Annotated in this window: 18 protein-coding genes; 8 read left to right on the top strand and 10 right to left on the bottom strand. The window is 40.7% G+C overall.

The annotated features are described in order from the left end of the window. Positions 1-166 precede the first annotated feature (166 nt). The 6 genes from ACTCNA_RS13530 to ACTCNA_RS13505 form a co-directional block, all read right to left on the bottom strand. Complete coding sequence (locus tag ACTCNA_RS13530; protein WP_462948455.1) at positions 167-1,252, bottom strand: hypothetical protein; 1,086 nt, start codon at positions 1,250-1,252, stop codon at positions 167-169. Between the two features lie 271 nt (positions 1,253-1,523). Further along, entirely contained in the window at positions 1,524-2,915 is a 1,392-nt protein-coding gene (gene lpdA / locus ACTCNA_RS13525) for a dihydrolipoyl dehydrogenase (protein WP_462948454.1), read from the bottom strand. A gap of 61 nt (positions 2,916-2,976) precedes the next feature. Next, entirely contained in the window at positions 2,977-3,339 is a 363-nt protein-coding gene (locus tag ACTCNA_RS13520) for a HepT-like ribonuclease domain-containing protein (protein WP_462948453.1), read from the bottom strand. Then, positions 3,308-3,631: a nucleotidyltransferase family protein gene (locus ACTCNA_RS13515; protein ID WP_462948452.1), complete on the bottom strand. Its 324-nt coding sequence runs from the start codon at positions 3,629-3,631 to the stop codon at positions 3,308-3,310. Before ACTCNA_RS13515 ends, ACTCNA_RS13520 begins: the two co-directional genes overlap by 32 nt. 21 nt (positions 3,632-3,652) lie before the next feature. Then, a complete protein-coding gene (meaB, locus tag ACTCNA_RS13510; RefSeq protein ID WP_462948451.1) occupies positions 3,653-4,762 on the bottom strand; it encodes a methylmalonyl Co-A mutase-associated GTPase MeaB in 1,110 nt (369 codons plus the stop codon). A 110-nt stretch (positions 4,763-4,872) separates the two neighbouring features. Next, positions 4,873-5,961 carry a DUF1573 domain-containing protein gene (locus ACTCNA_RS13505; RefSeq protein ID WP_462948450.1) on the bottom strand — a complete coding sequence of 363 codons (1,089 nt, stop codon included), beginning with the start codon at positions 5,959-5,961 and terminating at the stop codon, positions 4,873-4,875. A 174-nt stretch (positions 5,962-6,135) separates the two neighbouring features. Between ACTCNA_RS13505 and ACTCNA_RS13500 the strand changes: the two genes are divergently transcribed. The 8 genes from ACTCNA_RS13500 (at position 6,136) to ACTCNA_RS13465 (ending at position 14,533) form a co-directional block, all read left to right on the top strand. Next, positions 6,136-7,410, top strand: coding sequence for a sensor histidine kinase (locus ACTCNA_RS13500; protein ID WP_462948449.1), 1,275 nt, complete (start codon positions 6,136-6,138; stop codon positions 7,408-7,410). A 90-nt stretch (positions 7,411-7,500) separates the two neighbouring features. Next, positions 7,501-8,208, top strand: a complete 708-nt coding sequence (locus ACTCNA_RS13495) for a response regulator transcription factor (RefSeq protein WP_462948448.1) — start codon at positions 7,501-7,503, stop codon at positions 8,206-8,208. 122 nt (positions 8,209-8,330) lie between these two features. Beyond that, the gene (gene rpmH / locus ACTCNA_RS13490; protein WP_462948447.1) at positions 8,331-8,489 is read left to right on the top strand and encodes a 50S ribosomal protein L34; all 159 of its coding nucleotides are present in this window, start codon (positions 8,331-8,333) and stop codon (positions 8,487-8,489) included. A 192-nt stretch (positions 8,490-8,681) separates the two neighbouring features. Then, positions 8,682-9,488 carry a PASTA domain-containing protein gene (locus tag ACTCNA_RS13485; protein WP_462948446.1) on the top strand — a complete coding sequence of 269 codons (807 nt, stop codon included), beginning with the start codon at positions 8,682-8,684 and terminating at the stop codon, positions 9,486-9,488. 5 nt (positions 9,489-9,493) lie between these two features. Then, positions 9,494-10,534: an RluA family pseudouridine synthase gene (locus ACTCNA_RS13480; protein WP_462948445.1), complete on the top strand. Its 1,041-nt coding sequence runs from the start codon at positions 9,494-9,496 to the stop codon at positions 10,532-10,534. Beyond that, positions 10,527-11,513 (top strand): D-alanine--D-alanine ligase, encoded by a 987-nt coding sequence (locus ACTCNA_RS13475; RefSeq protein ID WP_462948444.1) that lies wholly within the window; start codon positions 10,527-10,529, stop codon positions 11,511-11,513. The genes ACTCNA_RS13480 and ACTCNA_RS13475 overlap by 8 nt, the downstream gene beginning before the upstream one ends. Positions 11,514-11,634: 121 nt before the next feature. Further along, positions 11,635-13,185: a replicative DNA helicase gene (dnaB, locus tag ACTCNA_RS13470; RefSeq protein ID WP_462948443.1), complete on the top strand. Its 1,551-nt coding sequence runs from the start codon at positions 11,635-11,637 to the stop codon at positions 13,183-13,185. 88 nt (positions 13,186-13,273) lie between these two features. Continuing rightward, positions 13,274-14,533: a hypothetical protein gene (locus ACTCNA_RS13465; RefSeq protein ID WP_462948442.1), complete on the top strand. Its 1,260-nt coding sequence runs from the start codon at positions 13,274-13,276 to the stop codon at positions 14,531-14,533. A gap of 38 nt (positions 14,534-14,571) precedes the next feature. On the opposite strand, the gene ACTCNA_RS13460 is transcribed toward ACTCNA_RS13465, so the two are convergent. From ACTCNA_RS13460 to ACTCNA_RS13445, 4 genes are all read right to left on the bottom strand, one after another. Continuing rightward, the gene (locus tag ACTCNA_RS13460) at positions 14,572-15,762 is read right to left on the bottom strand and encodes an ATP-binding protein (protein WP_462948441.1); all 1,191 of its coding nucleotides are present in this window, start codon (positions 15,760-15,762) and stop codon (positions 14,572-14,574) included. A 313-nt stretch (positions 15,763-16,075) separates the two neighbouring features. After that, complete coding sequence (locus ACTCNA_RS13455) at positions 16,076-16,723, bottom strand: ATP-binding protein (protein WP_462948440.1); 648 nt, start codon at positions 16,721-16,723, stop codon at positions 16,076-16,078. A gap of 555 nt (positions 16,724-17,278) precedes the next feature. Then, on the bottom strand, positions 17,279-18,685 hold the full coding sequence (locus tag ACTCNA_RS13450; RefSeq protein ID WP_462948439.1) for a RagB/SusD family nutrient uptake outer membrane protein: 1,407 nt from the start codon (positions 18,683-18,685) through the stop codon (positions 17,279-17,281). A gap of 33 nt (positions 18,686-18,718) precedes the next feature. Beyond that, on the bottom strand, positions 18,719-20,280 hold a 1,562-nt coding region (locus ACTCNA_RS13445), incomplete at its 5' end, for a SusC/RagA family TonB-linked outer membrane protein (protein WP_462948438.1).

Raw genomic sequence — 20,280 nt, 5'->3', positions numbered from 1 at the left:
ATACCGTTTCCCGCTCTTTTTGTCTGTTTTTACTATGGTTTTTATAAACATGTTTTACAGCAGTTTTAATAATATGCCACAAAGATATGAAACCAGATTTATATAAACAAATGAATTCGGGGACTACAAACGATTTTCAAAAATATTGCAATTGATTATCAGGCATTTACAAAATAAAATAACCGAAATTTGTGCATTTTTTTTGATTTTGGGTGGCATTTTTAACAAGTTGGGTTAAGGCAATATTCAAATTTTCAACGGGTGAAATATTAATACCTACCATTGGAGTAAAACCTGTACCGGTCTGTTCGGTGTCAACATATTTATCTGACACGTCTGCATTATTTAATGCTTCCAAACTTCCTTTAGTTTGATTCATAAATACAACAGCTTCTTGATTTGTTAACCCAGATTGGCCTAATGCTCCTAAAACCTGCAAAATCTCAGGATTAGAAACTGGTGTATTTGGATCGATTAATCCATTTTCAATTGCAGTATTAAGGCCTGCGGCTGCACCATCAAGAGCACCAATTGTCCCTTCTAACACTGGTGATGAAAATGCCAGGTACTCATCTGCCTTTATATAATTGGGATTAGAATCATCGCCAGTTTTAATTTTTATGTCTTTTATTTCTCCTAAATAAGTATTTTTTGATGGTAAATACCTAACACCACCATAAACTGAAAAATAATCACTAACTTGATAAGTAGCACCTAATTGCAAACCCCAGAAAACAGAAGTCCCTTCAAATGATAAACTGGCATCATACCCGGTTGCACCAGGAATTCCATAGGCAGTTAATAAGGGTGAGATAGTTTTAAATCCCTGACTTAATTTGGTAATTGGTATTTCAAATGAAGGAAGCCCCCGATCGTATTCTGCCGTGCCGCCTCCTCCGTTGGGGCCAAAGCCCAGTGAGAAAGCCCAGTTGTCTTCTTTGTAAACGGCAAAAGCTGTTGGAAATGCCGGAATATTTACCACACCTTCGTAATATCCATCGTTTAGCAACGGAAATTCACTATCAACAGGTTTGGTCTGCAAAATGGTTTGATTGTACACGGCAAAGTGCCATCCGTCTTCCATTTTTATTAAACCGGCCGGGTTGAAATAAACCGCATCGATACCGGTAGAGGCGTTACGCGACATCATTCTTATAAACTGCGCGCTCTGGTTTGTATTGGTTAACAAACCTCCTGCAAAAGCAATCTGAAACAGCATCAGAAATGCTGCAAAAAATGTTAATCTCTTCATTTAATACTAATTTTTATGAATACATTTAAGTCTTGAAACTTTTACTTTTAGCTAGAAATAAAAACGGTTTTGTAGCTGATTTTTCGGGAGCAAATTTATAATTTAAAATGAACACGCAAAAGATAACGCTGATTTTCAGTGTTTTATAGAATTTTCGAACGAATTAATCATAAAGTCAATTTTTTTTGCTCACAAAAAAGGCCGTCTCAAGATTAAAACTTCAACGTTTTTTTGAGACAGCCCCTGAAATAAATTATATAAAGTAAGCCTGCTAAATATGAATTACTTCATCGTAAGCAGCGGCAGCTGCTTCCATAATTGCTTCGCTCATTGTGGGGTGCGGGTGAATGGTTTTAATCAACTCGTGTCCGGTAATTTCAAGTTTTTTGGCAACTACAAGTTCGGCAATCATTTCAGTCACGTTGCCGCCAATCATGTGTGCGCCGAGCAGTTCTCCGTATTTGGCATCGAACACCAGCTTCACGAAACCTTCTTTTTGTCCCGCAGCACTTGCTTTTCCGCTGGCTGAATAAGGGAATTTACCCACTTTCACCTCATAGCCTTCTTCTTTAGCCTGTTTTTCAGTTAATCCAACTGATGAAACTTCAGGATTTGTGTACGTGCAGCCCGGAATATTTTTATAATCAATTGGATCGGGATCAAGCCCTGCAATTTTTTCGACACAGGTAATTCCTTCGGCTGATGCAACATGCGCGAGTGCAGGGCCTGCAAGAATATCGCCAATAGCATAAACTCCTTCCACGTTGGTGCGGTAAAACTCGTCCACTTTAACCCTGCCTTTTTCGGTTTCAACACCGGCATCCTCAAGACCAATATTTTCAGTGTTTGGCGTAATTCCAACTGCTGAAAGTACGATATCGGCTTCAACCGTTTCTTCGCCTTTTTTGGTTTTGATGGTTACCTTACTTTTTTTACCAGAGGTATCCACTTTTTCCACCGTTGAACTGGTCATCACTTTCATTTTACCTTTTTTGAAAGAGCGTTCCAGTTGTTTGGCCACTTCTTCATCTTCGTTTGGTACCAGGGTTGGCATAAATTCCACCAGGGTAACTTTTACACCAATTGAATGATAGAACCAGGCAAACTCACTGCCAATGGCACCCGAGCCAACAACTACCATACTTTCGGGAAGTTTGTCGAGACTGAGTGCTTCGCGGTAACCGATAATTTTTTTGCCGTCCTGCTTCAGGTTGGGCAATTCGCGCGAGCGGGCACCGGTTGCCAAAATTATATGTTTTGCGGTGTATTCCTTCTTTTTATCCTTGCTGTCGGTCACCTCAACGGTGTTTTTACCGGCAAGTTTACCGAATCCGTTCAGGGTTTCCACCTTGTTCTTTTTAAAAAGAAACTGCACACCGTTGCTCATCCCGCCGGCCACATCGCGGCTACGTTTCACCATTGCTTTAAAATCGGGTGTGACATCTCCGTCAATTTTCACCCCGTAATCTGCGGCATGTTTGGCATATTCGTATGCCTGCGCGCTTTTCAGTAACGATTTGGTGGGGATGCACCCCCAGTTGAGGCATACTCCGCCAACGTTTTCTTTTTCAACCACGGCCACTTTCATTCCCAACTGTGCAGCCCGGATTGCTGTAACATAACCACCCGGTCCGCTGCCTATAATTAACACATCGTAATCCATATTTTTTATTTTTAACGTTGATTTTATTCTGATACAACAGGCCTTTGGGCCAAATTGTTTGTTAAGTTAAATCCCTGTTTTCATCATTTGTTTTTAATAAATGTTCAATAACTGCTTTAAGTTTCGGCAAATGATTTACTATGATTGCCCATATTGTTTCATCGGTAATGTTATCGTATGAATGAATAATGAAATTCCGTAATCCGATTATACTTTTTGCATCCTCCAATTCAAAATCCGGCTTCATTCTGATTATCCGATTTGTAGCTTCACCAATAATTTCAAGATTCCTTTCAATTGCCCTCTTTACAACCAAATTATTTTTATAGAAAAGAATACTCTTCTCATTCCCTTCGAAAAAAGAATCAATTTCTTCGATGGCAACTTTTATATCATATAGCCATTTGAGTATCTTTTCGTCCATAAACCAATACTTTTTTTCGATCAATTGATTTTTTCAGGTAAGGATTTTTAAGGGCTTGCTCTTCAAGAATATCAACTCGCCGGTTGAATAATGTTTCCAATTCACTTTTCAGAGAGAGCAAATTTTCGAAATAATAATACAAATCCATATCTGAAAATTTGACTAAAAAATCAATGTCACTGTTTTTCTTCATTTTTCCCGATGCAGCCGACCCAAAAATATAAAGCCATTCTACATTATGCTTACGGCAAATGGATTCAATTTTTTCTATTTCATGTTTTTGCAAATTCATTATCCAAATTTAATGAAACTTTTACTTCAATCCTGAATAGATTTCCAGTAATTTGCCGGCAGCTAAAAAAGAACTTATTTCGCTGTTAAGCACCTTTTGTTCAAAATCCTTTATTTTTTCCTTCATTTCAGGGTGCTGGTAAAAGGCTCTTTTCATCTGCTCCTGAATAGTTTCGTGCATCCAAAATGAAGCTTGCGAATTCCGTTTTTTTATGAAATATCCGTTCTTTACAGTGGCTTTCCGGTATTCTTCAATAACTTCCCATATTTCGGAAATGCCATTTTTAGCGAGCGCGGAGCAGGTGCTCACACGTGGCTCCCACCCCGACTCTTTTGGTGGGAAAAGATGCAATGCATTCTGGTACTGCCGTTGGGCCATTTTGGCTTTTTCGGCATTGTTCCCGTCGGCTTTGTTAATGGCAATTAAATCGGCCATCTCCATAATGCCGCGTTTAATGCCCTGCAACTCATCGCCGGCACCGGCCAGCATCAGCAACAGGAAAAAATCGGACATGGAATGCACGGCCGTTTCACTTTGTCCCACGCCCACGGTTTCAATAAAAATATGATCGAAACCGGCAGCTTCGCAAAGAATAATGGTTTCACGGGTTTTTCGGGCAACACCTCCCAGCGAGCCTGCCGAAGGACTTGGCCTGATGTAGGCGTTTTTGTCGCCGGCCAATTCCTCCATCCGGGTTTTGTCGCCCAAAATACTTCCCTTCGAGCGTTCGCTGCTGGGATCGATGGCAAGCACGGCCAGTTTTCCTCCCTCACCGGTTATCTGTTTCCCCAGTGCTTCAATAAAAGTACTTTTCCCCACACCGGGAACTCCGGTAATACCAATCCTGATTGATTTTCCGCTGTAAGGAAGGCACCTGACAATAATCTCCTGCGCAATTTGCTGGTGCCCCGGTTTTGAACTTTCGATAAGGGTTACAGCTTTGCTTAACAATGTGATATTGCCATTCAGGATTCCATCCACATATTCCTCAACTGGCAGTAGTTTTCTCTTTTTTTTCAGAAACCGTTTTACCGAATGGCTATCTACCTGTTCGGGATGTTCAACTCCCTCATTTACATTCAAACCTTTGTATTCTGAACTATTTTCGATATGATTTTTTTTTTCTGCCATTGTTATTTTTTGTATTCAGCAAAAATACTACAATAAACAAAAGAATAACAAAAAAGTGCCGCAGGAAAACCTGCGACACTTTATTTATTATTGACATTTAATAAGCTTTTTTAGCTTTCGGTAACCACGTTGCACGATATGCGCAACTGGTTGGTAGGTGTTTTCGGATCGTTGGTAATAACCGTGATCGATTTGCTCTGGCGCCCGCGTTTCCCGCGTGAGTCGAATGTAACTTTAACAGGTGCCGATTCGCCGGGAGCAATCACTTTTTTTGACGGTGCAACAGCTGTGCAACCGCACGAAGAACGAATATTACGGATAATCAGTTCTGATTTCCCGTCGTTTTTCAGCATAAAAGTATGTTCCTTTTTCTCGCCTTGTTTCATTTCACCAAAATCGTGTGTTTTTTCTGAAAAAGAAGCCACCGGAGCATTTGCCAACTCATCGGCAGACAAGTGCGAGAAATCTTCTTCGATGGTGGCACTTACACCAACAGATGCCCGGTAGTCGTTACTGCCATTGAGCGACAGGTAAATCCTGTGGGAAGCGAAACCGTAAGTATTTGCTTTGTCGGCGTTGTAGGTAACAATAAGCTTCCCTTTGCTGTTGGCCGGAATTGTCTGCGGTTCAGCTTTAACATCGATATGCTCGGGAACTCTTCTGAAGCCGACTTCAATTGGAGCGTCGGTGTCGTTCACCAATTCAATGTCTTTGGTTTCCACATCATTTTCTTTCATCCTTGAAAATGAAATATGATTGGTCCTCACCCTCAGTTCTCCAACTTTTCGCGGATAGAGTTCGGCAAGTGTTTTTTCGCGTTCCTCAACACGGCCTTTAATGCGCAACACGGTGGTTCCGTTCTCTGCATTGGAGCTAATCATTACCGATTTATTAAAAGAACCGGGCCTGTTTCTGGGGTTGTAACTTACCTGAATTTCACCGCTGTTGCCGGGAGCAACCGGTTCACGGGTCCATTTTGGAGTGGTACACCCGCACGAAGCCCTGACATTATTGAGCACAAGCGGCGATTCACCTTTATTTGTAAACTTGAAAGTTGTAGTTTGAACGCCGTCCGATTCCTTGAAATTTCCGAAATCGTGTTCCAGTTCCTCAAAAACAATTTTTGGCTTTTGCGCGATGGCGGTGGCGGTTAAACCTACCAGAGCTATAACGGCAAATAGACGTAACATCTGATTCATAACCTATTCATTTTAATTTTATAAAATTAATCCCTTAATTTGCTTAGCAAATGTAAGAAGCTTAACCGGTTTTTACTGTTAACCAGGGCTAATATTTTGTTAATGAGTTGTTAACATTTGCACTTAATATAATTATTCTGCAATTTACAAGTGTTTTATTAGAAGATCAAACAGATGAAAGGCAAAACATTAAAATATATAATCCTGCTGGCCACAATTTCTGTTGCCGGTGTTTTGTCCATTCAGTTTTTCTTTTTGCGCAACTCGTATAACTATTCCGAAAAACAATTCAGGGAAAGTGCAACGGTGGCATTAAGAGAAGTGGCCTGGCAACTATTAACAGCCACCGGCAATACTGCAAATTTCGACAGCATTGCTCCTGTTGAAATTGTTTCGAACAGCTATTACATTGTAAATATTGATGCCATTATTGATTATGATTTGTTGAAATTTCATCTTACCGAAGAGCTTAAAAAACACCAGATTTATACCAGTTTTGAATTTGCCATTTACAATCCGTTGTCAGGAGAAATGGAACAGAAAACATTTATAACAGCACGCGAAGAGGAAAAGACCTCAACTTTCAGCTTCCCGCAAAAAGAAAATGGCACAGGAAATTATTTTGCAGTACATTTTCCCGACCGCTCGCCCTATTTTCACTCGCGGCTTTCGGTGTGGTACCTTTTTACGGGACTCCTGCTGGTTGTTGTCCTGTTTTTTGGCTACACGCTTTCAGTAATTATCCGCCAGCGTCAACTGTCCGAAATCCAGAAAAATTTTATCAACAACCTCACCCACGAGCTCAAAACTCCTATTTCATCCATATCGTTAGCTGCCAGGGTTTTAAACAACAAAAAAATAGTTCAGACCCCGGAACGCCTGCTTGAGTACGCGCAAATTATTGAAGAGCAAAACAACCGGTTGTCGAAAAACGTGGAAAAAGTACTCAACCTGGCATCGCTCGAAAAAAACAGGATTCACCTTAACCTGGAAAAAATTGAATTGCAGGAGTTTATAAAAGAAGTCTCTGATTATTTTGAGCAGTCGGATTCCGGGCAGGAAGCTACCATAAAATTAAACCCGGGCAGCCAAAAAGAATTTGTTTTTGCCGACAAGTTTCATTTTAACAACCTGGTGATGAACATCCTGGAAAACAGCGTGAAATATTGCGAGAAGAAACCGTTAATCATTATCGATCTCTACCGGGATAAAAAGCATCAAATCATAAAATTTACCGATAACGGAATTGGCATTCCCAAAAAACACCAAAAGAAAATATTCAAGCGTTTTTACCGGGTCCCCACAGGCAATGTCCACAATGTAAAAGGTTTTGGGCTGGGGCTCGACTATGTACGAAAAATTGCAAAAGCCCACGGGTGGAAAATAAAGGTGGACAGCAATCCGGACGGAGGTAGTATATTTACACTTTTAATTCGTGCAACAAAATGAAACGAGCATGTAAAATATTTACACCAAGTGTGATGATTAAATACATGCGAGTTCCATACTATACCTTTAAAAATTTACAATTTTAATAGTATGAATGAATCAGTGAAATTGTTATTGGTTGAAGACGACGAAGCGCTGCGTTTCATAGTAAAAGACAACCTGGAACAAAACAATTACGAGGTTGATGTGGCCCCAAACGGCCAGGAAGCCATCGAGTTTTTTAATGCCAATAATTACCATTTAATAATATTGGATGTCATGCTTCCCAAAATTGACGGGTTTAAAGTTGCCGGATACATTCGCGAAAAAAACGAGCAGGTTCCCATAATTTTTCTCACTGCCCGCTCCATGACCGAAGATAAAATTAAAGGACTTTCCATTGGGGGCGACGACTATATTCCCAAACCCTTTAGCATGGAAGAACTTCTACTGAAAATTAAAGTTTTTTTGAAACGAAGCAGCAATACAATTACAGAACAGGAATCGGCAACTCCGCAAACAAAAAAAATCGGCCGCTTTATTTTCCTGCCCGAAGAGCACACCCTTAGCATTGACAATCACACCCGCAAACTCACTTTAAAAGAGGTGGAACTCATTAAATATTTCGCCGAAAACGCCAACAAAGTACTGGGCCGGAACGAAATACTTGAAACCGTGTGGGGCTCAAACGATTATTTCCTTGGGCGCAGCCTCGATGTTTTTATTTCGCGCCTGCGAAAATACTTTAAAGCCGATCCCAATGTTCAAATCATTAATTTACACGGAGTTGGGTTCCGGTTTTCAGTAAAAAAACAATGAAGCCTGCTTCACTCAAAATTTTAATTTCAGAAATGCAAAAGAAAAAACAGATACTTTTTGGAAGAAATAAAAAAACAGCTATTTTTGCAGTCCGAAATTTTGACAGGTAAAAATATACAGAGATGAAACGAACATTTCAGCCATCGAATAGAAAAAGAAGAAACAAACACGGTTTTAGGGAAAGAATGAGTTCTGCCAATGGCAGGAAAGTATTAAAAGCACGCCGTGCAAAAGGCAGAAAACGACTAACGGTTTCAGACGAACCGCGCCACAAAAGGTAGTACAATACTTTTCAAAAATATTTTCACAAAGGTAAGGAATGCATATTCTTTGCCTTTTCGTGTTTATATACACCATATCTCATTGTTGTTGTCGCAAAACCAGTTTGTCCGGATTTTTATCGGTTTACATACCTTCCCAACCAATTTTACGTTATTTTTGCTCATTAATTATTACACGGTAATTTATTTATCATGAGTTTTTCAAAGTTTCTTTTAAGCCGGAAATTCATAGAGCATCTGCTACTGGCTGGCATCCTGATAATTGCCCTGCTTTTTCTCGTAATACAGGGGCTAAAAATGTACACCCGCCACGGTCAGTCGTACCCGGTGCCCAACTTTTCGGGACTTACACAGGCCGAAGCCAGGCAAACAGCCAACCAATATAAATTAGAAATTGAAATTGTTGATTCGCTCTATATGAACGAGGCTGCTCCGGGAGCAATTGTTGACCAGTTGCCAAAAGCCGGGAGCCGGGTAAAAGAAGGCCGCACCATTTTTTTAACCATTAATTCCACACAACCCGAGCAGGTAACACTGCCCAAGTTAACCGATGTCTCTTTCCGGCAGGCACAGGTACTCATTGAAAATACGGGACTTAAAACAGGCCGGATTTCATACCGCCCATCGGAATACAACGACCTGGTGCTGGAAGTGCAGAAAGATTCGATTGAATTGAATGTTGGGCAAAAACTCGCCAAAGGAACTACCATCGATTTGGTTGTTGGCCGCGAACAAGGCAACCAGGTTACCATTTTGCCCAACTTAATCGGGCTCACCATTCCTGAAGCCAGAGAAACCCTTACCGATGCCATGCTGAATACCGGGGTGGTAATTTACGATGCTTCGGTGCTTTCCCCGCAAGACTCAACAGAAGCCAGGGTTTGGAGACAACAGCCTAACCCAAAAGTTACCGGCACTGCCAACCTCGGTTCTTCAGTGGATTTATGGGTAACAGTTGACCAGCTCAAAATCGACGATGCTACAGAATTCGATTTCTAAAAATTATGGAAGAGACCAGGGAAGAAAATAACAATTTGGAAGAAAGCGGGCTTTTTGAGCACTACCGGCTTACAGTTGATCCCGGGCAATCAGCCATCCGGGTAGATAAATTTCTGGCCAACCGAATTGATAATGCTTCCCGCAGTCGCATTCAGGCCGCAGCCGAAGCAGGCAACATCTTGGTGAACGATTCTTCTGTTAAAGCCAATTACAAGGTAAAACCCGGCGACGAAATCCGGATTGTAATGGATTACCCGCGGCGCGAATTAAAAATTATTCCTGAAGATATACCACTGGATATTGTTTATGAAGACGACCAGTTAATAGTACTCAACAAGCCGGCAGGACTGGTGGTCCACCCCGGCCACGGGAACTATACCGGCACGCTGGTAAATGCACTGGCCTGGTATTATAAAGATTTACCGCTGTTCAACAACGAAGATCCACGCCCGGGTTTGGTGCACCGCATCGACAAAGACACATCGGGACTGATGGTTATTGCCAAAACTGAACAGGCCAAAAACAAACTGGCGCTTCAGTTTTACGAAAAAACAAGCGAAAGACTTTACCACGCACTTGTTTGGGGCAGTTTAAAAGACGATACCGGAACAATAACCGGAAACATTGGCCGCAGCCCCAAAAACAGGCAGGTTTTTACTGTTTTTTCTGATGAAGAACATGGCAAACATGCTGTTACACATTATAAAGTTTTAAAACGGATTGGATATGTAAGCCTGGTTGAATGCAGGCTCGAAACCGGTCGCACCCACCAGATCAGGGTGCACATGAAACACATCAACCACCCGTTGTTTAACGACTCCACTTACGGGGGCGACCAGATTTTACGCGGCACCACATTCTCAAAGTACAGGCAGTTTGTGCAGAATTGTTTTAAACTGTTGCCCCGCCAGGCACTTCATGCCAAAACACTGGGCTTTGTGCATCCCACAACAGGTAAAAAAATGCAGTTCGATTCTGATCTGCCCGACGATATGCGCACAGTAATTGAAAAATGGGAAAAATATATTTCAAGCAGACATGACTAAAAAACCTGACATAGCAGTTATTGCCGGTGGCGACTCATCCGAATTTGTGGTTTCGGTGAAAAGTGGCGAAAATGTTTTTAACGCAATCGACACCGAAAAATTTACCCCCTGGCTAATTCACATGAAAGGCGATGACTGGCACGTCATTCAGAATGGGAACAAATTAAGCGATATCGACAAATCAGATTTCAGCTTTTCACTAAACGGCAAAAAAATAAAATTCGATTTTGCTTACATCACAATTCACGGAACACCAGGAGAGGATGGCATCCTGCAGGGGTATTTCGATCTGCTGAAAATCCCTTACTCTACAAGCCACGTTCAATCCTCATCGCTCACATTCAACAAATGGTTCTGCAACAATTACCTGCAAAATTTTGGTGTAAAAATGGCGCGTTCTGTCATTCTCCGGGAAAATGAAGCCGTAAATACTTCTTCAATAGTAAAAAAACTGGGGTTGCCCGTCTTTGTGAAACCAAATGCCGGCGGCTCAAGTTTTGGCATTACCAAAGTAAAAACCGAAAAAGAAATTATTCCCGCGCTGAAAAAAGCCTGGGAAGAAAGCGACGATGCGCTTATTGAAGAATTTATTGAAGGCCGGGAATACACCTGCGGCCTGGTGAAACTGAAAAATAAAAAACTGGTTTTCCCTGTTACTGAAGTTATTCCCAAAAATGAATTTTTCGATTTTGAAGCCAAATACACCCCTGGTGCAACTGACGAGATTACGCCGGCACGCCTGCCCGAAAAACTGTTTAAAGAGTGTCAGGAAATGAGTTCAGAAATTTATGAATGGTGCCAGTGCTCCGGCATTGCGCGTATCGACTATATTTTAAAAGATAATACATTCTATTTTCTGGAAGCGAATACCATTCCGGGCATGACAGCCACCAGTTTCATCCCGCAACAAATTAGCGCCATGGGACTGACACTGAAACAGGTAATTTCCCAAATCATTGAAGAGGGCCTCGAAAAATAATTTCAATAAACATTTGTGGATAAAATTAGTTGACAACTAAAATCACCAAAATTTGATTAGCCAACTCCTTATTTTGTAATTTTGATTTTTTAAAATCATTTCCTGAAAACTGAAAAATTTTATGGCAACAGAAAAGAAAAAAAATACGAATTCAAGGTCGCGAAACACGGGAATGACCATAGATGAAATCAATGCCCAATACGGAAAATTGCCGCCACAGGCTATCGAGGTTGAAGAAGCTGTGCTGGGCGCACTCATGCTCGAACGCGACGCGTATGTAACTGTTGCCGATATTATTGACACTTCCAGTTTTTACAAGGAAGAACACCAAAAAATTTTCGAAGCCATTAAGGACCTCTCGGCCAACGAAAAGCCGGTTGACCTCCTGATGGTTACCCAGGAACTGAAAGACCGCGACCAACTAAATGCAGTAGGTGGCCCCGGCTACATAACACAACTTACACGGCGTGTGGCTTCTGCTGCTCACCTTGAGTTTCACTCCCGTATTATTGCACAGAAATTTATTCAGCGCGAACTCATCAGGGTTTCTTCAGAAATTCAGGGAAAATCATACGACGACACACTTGATGTGGATGACCTGATTGACTTTTCTGAATCGTCGCTTTTCAAAGTGGCCGAAAGGAACATAAAAAAGGAAACAGTTCCGATTAAGCCGGTGCTGAACGAAGCTATCATCCAGATTGAGAAAGCACGTAACCAGAAAGACGGCCTGAGTGGAGTGCCCTCGGGATTTACGGCCATTGACAGGATTACCTCGGGATGGCAAAAAACCGACCTGGTCATTGTTGCTGCCCGGCCATCGATGGGAAAAACAGCCTTTGTGCTGAGTATGGCCCGCAACATGGCGGTGGAACACAACAAATCGGTAGCTGTTTTTTCACTCGAAATGTCATCTATTCAGCTTGTAAACAGGCTTATCGCCGCTGAAACCGAACTGGGGAACGATAAACTTAAAACCGGCCGGCTCGAAAATTACGAGTGGGAACACCTCAACCGGAAAATTTCAGCTCTTGAAAATGCACCTGTTTTCGTTGACGATACTCCCGCGCTTTCCATTTTTGAATTCAGGGCCAAATGCCGCCGGTTGAAAATGCAACACGACATCCAGGTGGTTATTGTGGACTACCTCCAACTGATGACTTCCGGGATGGAAGGCCGCGGAAGCCGCGAACAGGAAGTGAGTACCATTTCGCGCTCGCTGAAAGCCATTGCCAAAGAGCTGGACATCCCTATCCTGGCACTTTCGCAGTTGAACCGCTCGGTTGAATCCCGCGAAGGAAAACGTCCCCAACTTTCCGACCTGCGCGAATCGGGTGCCATTGAACAGGATGCCGACATTGTGATGTTTATTCACCGTCCGGAATATTTCGGGATAACCGAAGATGAATCGGGAAATTCGTTACTGGGCGTGGCAGAAATAATTATTGCAAAACACCGTAACGGGGCAACCGGCGACGTTCACCTGGCATTTAAAAAAGAGCTGGCAAAATTCAGCGATATGGAAAATCCGCTGGGGAGCGATTTTGGTGGTATGCAAAAAACATTCAGTTCAAAAATGAACCAGGACGAAGAAGAATCGGTTGGGGCCGGTATTTCAACAAACAACCATTTTGAAAGCTCCGGCGGTTCAAATTCCGATACGCCTTTTTAACATTTTGATCCGGATGAACTTTATGAAAAAATCTCCTGAACTTACTACCTTTGTTATTTGTACTAATTCTTGACAAAAGGAGATACGGATGAGAAAAATTCAAATTGTTTTTATCGGGTTGCTTTTCATGACCCTGCAGGCAGGTGCTATTCAACTTCTGATTCCAATGGACGATTCGCAAAAAAACCATCTGAAATCATACGGAATTGCCTACTGGGTGCTCGAACGTGATGTGGAGGTAAAATGGCTGCTCAATTACAGGGGTGGCAGTTTTCTGATGCAGCATTCTCCTGCAATTGAAAACGAATGTGTGGTCAGGGGAGTGAGTTTCGAGACCATTACTGATGCACAGGCCTCGGCCATATTGAACGGGATTGCAGAACCGGATGTAAACCAGGATGCCGTTAGCATGAACAAAGCTCCCAAAATTGCCGTTTATTCTCCCCCCAACAAGCAGCCGTGGGACGATGCCGTTACACTTGTGCTCACCTATGCCGAAATAGATTACGATATAATTTACGACGAAGAAATTTTAAACGGCGAGCTGAAAGAATACGACTGGCTGCACCTTCACCACGAAGATTTTACAGGCCAGTTTGGGAAATTCTGGCGAACCTATCAGCACATGCCCTGGTACCAGCAGGAGGTGGAAATTAACAAAACGCTGGCGGAAGAAATGGGCTTTCTAAAAGTATCGGAAATGAAGGCAGTGATTACCCGCGAAATTGACAAATACATTGTAAACGGTGGATTTCTTTTTGCCATGTGTGCCGCTACCGATACCTACGACATTGCCCGGGCAGCAACTGATGTGGATATTTGCGCCCCAATGTTCGACGGCGACCCGATGGATCCAAACCCGGATGAAAAACTGGATTTTAGCCGCACTCTTGCCTTTGAAAACTTTCAGATCGAGAAAAGTCCTTATGTGTATGAATTCTCCAACATCGATGCCACCAATACGCGAAATGTAGTCCGCGAAAATGATTATTTCACGTTATTCGATTTCTCGGCCAAATGGGATCCCATTCCCACCATGCTTTGCCAAAACCACCGGAACCTGATTAAAGGTTTCATGGGGCAAACAACTGCTTTCAGAAAAGAAACTATTAAACCTAATGTGCTGATAATGGGCGAAAACAAACCAGCCCGCGAAGTCCGTTACATTCACGGCGAAAAAGGCAAAGGGTTCTGGACATTTTACGGCGGCCACGATCCCGAAGATTACCGTCACCTGGTGGGCGATCCACCTACCGATTTGAGCCTGCACCCCAACTCACCGGGCTACCGGCTGATTCTGAATAACGTGCTGTTCCCGGCGGCGAAGAAGAAGAAAAGGAAAACTTAAACTGTCTTGCGGGTCATAACAAGGTTTCAATAAGTTGACTAATACAAAAAACCAAATAACCATATTGGGACTTTTTTGGCACCACCTGTTTCAATATCATCCGATGCTATCAGGTATTTTTCCAAATGCTTTACCTGCGACGAATTTTTACCTTTTCCTCCAACTTCCAGGGTATAATCATTGAATATAAAATCTCCCTCTTTCGGTGAATTGACTTCCATTCCGGCGTTAATCAATTGATTAAAAACAAATGTTTCACGGATGTTCCCAATATCTGGTTTTTCTTTGAGAGCATAAGCAAGATTTGTGTTTTCCAAAAATATTTTATCAGGTTTTTGCAAAGTGGAAATCCCTTTTCCACCTGAACTTAACGTGTTTAATAATCTGGCATCTTTTAACTGGTAAATGTACTGATAAACGCTATCGCGGCTTAAATCGAGTTTTCGGGCAAGTGCAGCGATGTTTGGTTTGAATGGAACAGATTCTGCGATTACCCCCAATAATTTTTTCACCTTATTGGCAGTACCCGAATTATAGGCTGCTATATAAGCCAAATCAGAATCTATAACGGTATTTATTATCTGATTCAATTTTAAAAAATAGGTGTCGTCACCTTCAATAAAAAACGGCAAATAGCCAACTTCCAAATATTTACGAAAAGCAGGAAGAGGTCTTAATTTGTTAGTGATTATCCGGCTTACATCAACGTGATTTTTTATAATATCTTCAATACTAATACTTTCAAAATCTGCATTACCGGTAAATTGTAAAAATTCCCGAAACGACAACCCCGCCAACATATAACTTACGACCCTTCTGCTCAAATCAGCCTCCCCCCTGTAAATATCCAATGCCGAAGAAGCAGAAAAAATAATTTGCATGTCCGGTAATCCATCGTAAATATTTTTCAATTCAACTGACCAGTTTTTATACTTATGAACTTCATCGATTATCAGAAGTTTTCCTCCCTGCTTATACCAGTCACTGGCTGTTTCGAGAAGGGTATGATTATAAAACCAGGTGTGGTCGGCTGTAACATACAAAGCACTTGAGGGCAGCCCCAGATCATACTTTAGATGTTGTAACAACAACGTAGTTTTACCTGTTCCGCGCATACCTTTTACAGCAATCATCCGTTGATTCCAGTTAATTTGCTTATGCAGATATCGCCTGAAATCATTTTTTACCGCCCGCAACAAGTTTTCCTGAAATTCAAACAATATATCCATTTATGTCGATTTTATTCGACAAATATAAATATTTTCTGTCGATTCCTTTCGACAGAAAATATTTATATTTGAATTCATGCAGGAATGATTAAAATCTGCACTCTAACTTTCCCGGCTACCGGTTAATTCTGAAAAATGTACTATTCCCGGCAGCGAAGAAGAAGAAACGGAAGACATAAACTTTACATATCTTCCAATGAGAAGAACCCTGTTTCAATGGTGTACTTCGCCAAAACTTTGTGTTTCAGATGTTCCACTTTTGCTGCAAATAAATCGGGTTTGAAATTTTTCTTTTGTCGTTTCACCCCGGCAACTAATGCCTGATTTTTTTCAGTTTCAATGCTACGATATCTATTCCATTTTGTTCATTTTTTGGTTCCCACCACGAACCGATTTCTTTGAATTCAAAACTTTCGGCCAGTTTCTGTTTAAACCAGCGTTCGAGCATTCTCCCTGAGTAAGTTGGATAGTCCGCTTTTATGATATTTCGCAGGCCCTGAAAATTTTTGATTTCAATCAACGACCGGTGGCGGTCAAAATAATTGAACCAAAAACGAATAAAATTATCCTGTATTTCATAACGGACTGCCTGTGTTCCTTCTTTCGAAAAAACAGGCCGCTGGCGAACGATGATTTGGTAATCTTCGATAAGTCTTTTCAATTGCCCGCCAATACTTTTGTTTCCCAAAGCCGATTCAATTTTGGGTTGTGCATTGATTCCGCCTGAAATGGCACTTAAAATTGAAAAATAGGTGGCATAATTTTTCCCAAACTCTTCAATGAGAAGATTTTTTCCCTCATCGGTAAAAGACGAGTTTTCACGCACCATAAATTCAATCATCCCTCCAACATCGAGCCTGCCACTGTCACAAAACAATTCGATGTACTTGGGAATACCTCCCGTAAAAGTATATAATGCCAGTAAATCATCGTTGGTGTGTTCAGGGTAATAATCATGCATGATTTCCTTTAGAGTGGCTATATCGAAAACAGATAATTTGATAAACAAATACAGTCTTAATAAATGCTGAATCAATTCAAAAAAATTTCTAAACACCCATTGGATTATCAACCAGAATTCCAATTGTTTCAATTTCATCTGTACCCCAATTCGCCGGGATACCGGTTAATCCTGAATAATGTGTTGTTTCCGGCGGCAAAAAAAGAAAAAGAGGAAAACTTAAAATATTTTGCGTGCCTTTGAATAATTTCAATAATTTGGCTAATACAAAAAAACCTTTTTGCAACCTTGCCCCAACTGACCGCCAGAATCGGTTTATCTACCTGACGGCAGTCAGGCTCTCGCTATGTTCACGGTACTTACTAAGCCTTCCCTGCCTGGCGGCAGACAGGCTTCACACCCTACCGTTACCAGCAACGCGCTTGGCTTCGTATTGCCTTCCCTCCGGTGAGGCGGCGCAGCTCTCTTGTAAGCTGCCGGATGTATTTGCATGCAGGGCAAACAAAAAGGGATGTCCTTAAGAACATCCCCTTTTCTTTATTTTAATTCTATACTCTATGGTAAATTATTATTCCAACCATCATTTTGAGATAACCCAGAAGCATTTACTTCTTGTGATGGTATTGGATATACGAATTTAGAAGCATCCCAATTATTAATATCGAAATTACCCCCAACTCTTGTCAAATTTTCTCCGGTTCTTCGTAAATCATACCAACGATGCCCTTCCTGAAACAATTCTCTCCGGCGTTCAACAGAAATAAATTCAAGCAACCCAAGCTTATCTGTTGGAATAGCTGATTTTTCAAGATTTGGATTTCTTTTTGCAATCTCCCAAACATAATCAACAGCATCTTCTTCACCTAACTGTGCTTTAGCTTCTGCAATGATTAAATACATTTCAGGTAAGCGAAATACAGGTATATTACTTGTTGCTGCAGAAGATGGTAGCCCCATGTATTTTAGAGCACGGATAGTTTCACCTTCACCATCGAATAAAGAAAGCCTCATATCATCTTCATCAAACAAACTAACCAGTCCTGATGTAGCCTTACCATCATATGAACCATATAACGTATTCAATGAATTTGCTGAAAGGTTATCGTTTGCAAGTTTTGCAATTGTAAAGATATCTTCAGGAGTCGCATTGACAGATGTCCACATATTATAATAGTCTGCTGCATCAGCTACAATTTCACCACCTGATTTTGAGATTGCAGAGTTGGCAGCTGATTTAGCTCCATTCCAATCTTTCATATACAATTTTACCCGAGCCTCTAATGCATCCAAAGCAGCTTCATTCATGATAAATTTATCAGTACTAACTTCAGAAATATAATTTCGGGCTGAACTTATGTCTGAAAGTATTTGAGAATATGCATCAGCAACTGTACCTCTGGATACCTCCTGGAATGCAACAATTGGTTCATCTCCTACAACAACAATTCCAGGAGTAGAGGCATTTGCATCACTATAAGGCAATCCAAAAATATTAACCAATGCGAAGTGAGATAATGCCTTAACTCCGTATGCCTGAGCAATTACGGATTTAATAATTGCTTCATCTCCTCCGGATAAATCTAATTCAAGCATCTTTTTTGCTTCTTTAATTAATCGCGCAGACCGATCAATTGTTTTATATCCTCCATCCCAAATATCAAGAAGATCAGGACTATCGGTACTTATCGTATATTTATATATCTGGTCGAAATGACCTGAAGTCCCTACCATATAGCAATTATCAGCAGCAATATCACCCAAAGCGATAACATTACGACCAAAGAATTGATATCTTCCTAACGAGTAATATACTCCATTAAGGGCATTTTCAACATCCTTAGCAGTTTTAAATGCTGTTGCATCATTTACTGAACTACTTGGCTCATAGGTTAAAAAATCATCACATGATGAAATTGTAAAGCCTAATGCCATTATCAATATACTTAATTTAATTTTCTTCATGTTATTATAAATTTTTATCTGTTAATAATTTATTTAAAAGCCTATGTTAACACCAAACAAAAGCTTCCGGGCAATTGGATATTGCCACCAAATTATTCCATCCCGAGAAGTTTCAGGATCAAGACCTCTAAAATCGTCTCCTAATGCCCAGGACAACAAATTATCCCCAGTTACAAAAATTCGAAGATTTGAAATATTGGCTTTGCTTATTATCGAGGATGGTAAAGAATAACCAAGTTGAACTGATTTTAGTTTAATATATGAACCGTCCATTAAAAACCGTGAGGAATGAGACGTTACAGCTCCATAATACGGAGCAGGTACATCAGTTACATCTCCTGGCTGTCTCCACATATTATCATAGACATATTGAGTTGTATTGCCGTAGGGATTATTAATATTTTCATCGTATCGTGCAGCACTATTATAAACCTGTCCCCCTAATGCATACTTAAATTGAAAAGATAAATCAAAGTCATAAATTCTAAAATCACTTCCCAGACCACCATAGACCTTAGGATCAGCAGCTCCCATATATCTTTTCGCAGCTGCATTATAATCTGTGGTTTTTTCATCTCCTTCTTCTTCCAAATACCACTGTTGTTCACCTGTCTCAGGATCAACACCTGCATATTCCTTCATTTTAAAAGTATAATATGGATGACCAACCTCACGAATAGTATAAACATTTTCAATTGGTAGATCAGTACTTAATTTAACAATCTCATTCTTATTATGTGTGATATTAAAATTAAGATTCCACTTAAAATTTTGATTATTAACCGGAACTATACCAAGTGCAGCTTCAATACCTGAATTCTTCATTTCCCCTACATTTTGCATAATTGAAGCAAATCCGGTTGTTCTTGAAAGAGGAACATTAAACAACATATCAGTTGTTCTGTCAATGTAATAGTCAACACTTAAAGTTATTTTATCAAATAAAGCTATCTCTGACCCCACATTAAATTTTTGTGTTTGTTCCCATTTTAAATCAGGATTTGCTATTTGAGTTGGAATCATACCTGGATTATTTTGATAATTATACCCAAAACCATATAATCCTAATGCCTGATACCAACCAACATCCTGATTACCTGACGTACCAAAACTGGAACGTAAAGTCAAATTACTTAACCAGGATTCCATTGAACTCATGAAGGATTCATTTATGATCCTGTATTTTCCACCAACAGACCAGAATGGTGCCCACTTGTTGTTTGCTCCAAAACGTGATGAACCATCATACCTGAAACTTCCAGACAAATAATATTTGTCATTAAAGTCATATTCTGCTCTCGAAAAAAATGAAGCCAGTGCATAATCAGCCCATGAAGTAGCTGCATCACTTGGTTCGGCAGCGTTTTCAATGGTGAATACTATATCAACCGGGAAATTTGTTCCTGCCAAATAAGCATCTTCATCTCTGGATTTTTGTACTTCCTGCCCCACAAGAATATTTAAATTATGCTTATCAAATGATTTGATATAATTAATTGTATTTGTCCATGTCCATAGCGTACGATAATTATTTCCTTCTTCGCCAAGCATATTCATATCAGCACCTTGAGGTTGCAAGAATGACCAGCGACCAA

The sequence above is a fragment of the Tangfeifania sp. genome (assembly GCF_055108615.1).
Note: the sequence above shows the minus strand (reverse complement) of the source record. Positions and strands in the feature narration are given on the sequence as shown.

Coding starts and splice junctions, on each gene's coding strand:
- ACTCNA_RS13530 (WP_462948455.1), bottom strand. CDS start 1,252: ATGAAGAGATTAACATTTTTTGCAGCATTTCTGATGCTGTTTCAGATT.
- lpdA (WP_462948454.1), bottom strand. CDS start 2,915: ATGGATTACGATGTGTTAATTATAGGCAGCGGACCGGGTGGTTATGTT.
- ACTCNA_RS13520 (WP_462948453.1), bottom strand. CDS start 3,339: ATGGACGAAAAGATACTCAAATGGCTATATGATATAAAAGTTGCCATC.
- ACTCNA_RS13515 (WP_462948452.1), bottom strand. CDS start 3,631: ATGAATTTGCAAAAACATGAAATAGAAAAAATTGAATCCATTTGCCGT.
- meaB (WP_462948451.1), bottom strand. CDS start 4,762: ATGGCAGAAAAAAAAAATCATATCGAAAATAGTTCAGAATACAAAGGT.
- ACTCNA_RS13505 (WP_462948450.1), bottom strand. CDS start 5,961: ATGAATCAGATGTTACGTCTATTTGCCGTTATAGCTCTGGTAGGTTTA.
- ACTCNA_RS13500 (WP_462948449.1), top strand. CDS start 6,136: ATGAAAGGCAAAACATTAAAATATATAATCCTGCTGGCCACAATTTCT.
- ACTCNA_RS13495 (WP_462948448.1), top strand. CDS start 7,501: ATGAATGAATCAGTGAAATTGTTATTGGTTGAAGACGACGAAGCGCTG.
- rpmH (WP_462948447.1), top strand. CDS start 8,331: ATGAAACGAACATTTCAGCCATCGAATAGAAAAAGAAGAAACAAACAC.
- ACTCNA_RS13485 (WP_462948446.1), top strand. CDS start 8,682: ATGAGTTTTTCAAAGTTTCTTTTAAGCCGGAAATTCATAGAGCATCTG.
- ACTCNA_RS13480 (WP_462948445.1), top strand. CDS start 9,494: ATGGAAGAGACCAGGGAAGAAAATAACAATTTGGAAGAAAGCGGGCTT.
- ACTCNA_RS13475 (WP_462948444.1), top strand. CDS start 10,527: ATGACTAAAAAACCTGACATAGCAGTTATTGCCGGTGGCGACTCATCC.
- dnaB (WP_462948443.1), top strand. CDS start 11,635: ATGGCAACAGAAAAGAAAAAAAATACGAATTCAAGGTCGCGAAACACG.
- ACTCNA_RS13465 (WP_462948442.1), top strand. CDS start 13,274: ATGAGAAAAATTCAAATTGTTTTTATCGGGTTGCTTTTCATGACCCTG.
- ACTCNA_RS13460 (WP_462948441.1), bottom strand. CDS start 15,762: ATGGATATATTGTTTGAATTTCAGGAAAACTTGTTGCGGGCGGTAAAA.
- ACTCNA_RS13455 (WP_462948440.1), bottom strand. CDS start 16,723: ATGCATGATTATTACCCTGAACACACCAACGATGATTTACTGGCATTA.
- ACTCNA_RS13450 (WP_462948439.1), bottom strand. CDS start 18,685: ATGAAGAAAATTAAATTAAGTATATTGATAATGGCATTAGGCTTTACA.